This is a genomic window from Candidatus Protofrankia californiensis, from assembly GCF_900634765.1.
GTDB lineage: Bacteria > Actinomycetota > Actinomycetes > Frankiales > Frankiaceae > Protofrankia > Protofrankia californiensis.
Map to the genome: position 1 here is coordinate 1 of NZ_CAAAFT010000220.1, position 2,597 is coordinate 2,597.

Annotated in this window: 1 protein-coding gene and 1 pseudogene; both read left to right on the top strand. The window is 67.0% G+C overall.

Translation table 11 applies throughout. The annotated features are described in order from the left end of the window. Positions 1 to 386: 386 nt before the first annotated feature. Positions 387 to 1,631, top strand: coding sequence for an IS110 family transposase (locus DD1DGNOD_RS12030; RefSeq protein ID WP_131770140.1), 1,245 nt, complete (start codon positions 387 to 389; stop codon positions 1,629 to 1,631). A gap of 200 nt (positions 1,632 to 1,831) precedes the next feature. Beyond that, positions 1,832 to 2,431: pseudogene (locus DD1DGNOD_RS12035) on the top strand (reverse transcriptase domain-containing protein); the annotation flags it as partial. Between the last annotated feature and the right edge of the window lie 166 nt (positions 2,432 to 2,597).

Below are 2,597 nucleotides of genomic sequence, written 5' to 3' on the forward strand. Positions count from 1 at the left end.
CCGTAAGGCGTTGAGTACCGTCGCGGCGTCTGCTGGCGGACCGGCTCGTAGTAGCGGGGAAGCCCTGGTAATCGGGGTGGATGCGAAGGGGCCGGCTCATCGATGGGTTTGTTCGCGCGAGCAACCGGCGTTGCCGGGAGGAGACGTGTGAGCAGGTCAGTGATCATGCCGGCTTGCGCCGGCACTCTGTCCTGATGAGGATGTTGGTGCCGTCCGGTCCGACGTCGTCGCGCCTTGGTGCCTGTGAGCCCGTAGGTCAGTGTGGCGCGGAGGTCCTGAGGAATCCTGTCCTGCTGCCGTGAGCGCGTACCTCAGAATCTTTGGTGACAGGTCCTCCCCGGGCGGTCTGTGCTGGTCACGGGTCGACGGGACGGAGGCGGTCTTTGATGGATGTGTTGATCGACCGGGTTGCCGGGTTGGATGTGCACCGGGACACGGTCGTGGCGGCGGTGCGGGTGCCGGGGCGTGGTGGCGGTCGTCGGGGGGAGGTGCGGACGTTCTCCACGACGGGCGCGGGGCTCGCGCGGCTGGCCGACTGGCTGACCACGGAACGGGTCTCGCTGGTCGGCATGGAATCCACGGGCATTTACTGGAAGCCCGTCTACTACATGCTGGAGGATTCCTTCGAGTGCTGGCTGCTCAATGCGCAGCATATGCACAACGTGCCGGGTCGGAAAACGGATGTTGCCGACTCCCTGTGGATTGCGCAGTTGTTGGAGCACGGTCTGGTGCGGCCGTCGTTCGTGCCGCCGAAACCGATTCGGGCGCTGCGGGATCTGACCCGGCACCGGCGGACGACGGTGGAGGACCGTACCCGGGCGGTGCAGCGGCTGGAGAAGGTGATGCAGGACTGTGGGATCAAGCTGACGTCGGTGGCCTCGGAGCTGTTGGGGAAGTCCGGCCGGGCGATGATCGAGGCGATGCTCGCCGGGGAGGAGGACCCCGAGGTTCTGGCCGATCTCGCGCGGCGCCGGCTCCGTGCCAAGATCCCGCAGTTGCGGGAGGCGCTGGCTGGCCGGCCGTTGGCGGATCACCAGAAGCTGCTGGTCCGCCAGCTGCTCGCGCAGATCGACCTGTGTGACAGCGCGGTCACCGAGCTGGACCACCGGATCGAGGTGATGCTGGCCCCTTTCTCGGAGCTGGTGGAGCGGGTGACGACGATTCCCGGGGTGGGCCGGCGGACGGCGCAGTGTCTGATCGCGGAGGCCGGGATGGACATGACCCGGTTCCCGACCGCGGGGCATCTGGCGTCCTGGGCGGGGATCTGCCCGGGTAACCACTCGTCGGCCGGCACGTCGAAGACGGGCCGCACGCGTCAGGGCTCCACCTGGCTACGGACCGCGCTCACCGAGGCCGCCGACGCCGCCGCGATGACCCGCGACACCTACCTCGCCGCGCACTACGCCCAGATCCGGGGTCGCCGTGGCGTACAGAAAGCCGTCGGCGCGATCCGCCACGACATTCTCATCGCCTACTGGCACATCGTCCACGACAACACCGCCTACCGGGAACTCGGACCCGACTGGGCGCAGCGTCGACACGGCACCGACGCTCAGCGGAAACGGCTGGTCGCGCAACTGGAGAAACTCGGTCTCAAAGTCACCGTCGAACCCGAAGAAAAGGCCGCTTAGGCATTCAGGAACGCTCTCAGCGCCGTTTACGCAAGGTGAACCTCGTCGGGGTCGGGTACCCGGCGCGATGCCGCGCGTCCGGATCCGAGCCCCTCCGTGGCCTCCTCGGCCTTTACGGTCACCGTGAGTGACTCGCGCCTCGGCCTTCGGCCTTCGGCGCGTCGGCGCGGGGCGCGTTCCAGCCCCTGCGTGGTCGCCCAATCCTCACCTCAGGTCCGGAAGGCAAGCCGTTTCAGATACCGAAGCAGCTGGTGTGGGAGGCGTACAGGCGTGTGAGGGCCAACAAGGGTGCCGCCGGGGTGGACGGGCAGTCCCTGACCGAGTTCGAGTCCGATCTGAGGAACAACCTCTACAAGATCTGGAACCGGATGTCGTCGGGGACCTACTTTCCGCCTCCGGTGATGGCGGTGGAGATACCCAAGGCGTCGGGGGGCACGAGAGTACTCGGCGTGCCCACGGTCGCTGACCGGGTGGCGCAGACGGTGGCCGCGATGGCGCTGGAAGCCCGTACGGAGTCGATCTTTCATCCAGACTCCTACGGGTACCGGCGTCGGCGCGGCGCGCTGGATGCCGTGGCCAGGTGTCGCCAACGGTGCTGGAAGAAGGACTGGGTCATCGATCTCGATGTCCAGGACTTCTTCGACAGCGTGCCGTGGGACCTCATGGTTAAGGCGGTCGAGGCCAACGTCACCACCGGCCAGAAATGGGTGCTGCTCTATGTGAGGCGGTGGCTTGCCGCCCCGCTGCGGCTGCCCGACGGGACCCTGGCAAGGCGGGATCGCGGGACCCCGCAGGGATCATTATGTGAAGCTGAACATAACGACCCTAATGCGCAGCGCTGGATTATGCGCAGCGTCGGCCTGTTGGCCCTGGTGAGGGCTTGGTCGGGGGTGGAGCGCTGCGCATAACCTGTCATCAGGCGAGGCTCAAAGGGTGGCGAGCCAGTTGAGTAGGTCGGGGTCCTGG

Excerpts from the sequence above, each read along its gene's own strand:
- DD1DGNOD_RS12030 (WP_131770140.1), top strand. The coding sequence starts at position 387 with ATGGATGTGTTGATCGACCGGGTTGCCGGGTTGGATGTGCACCGGGAC.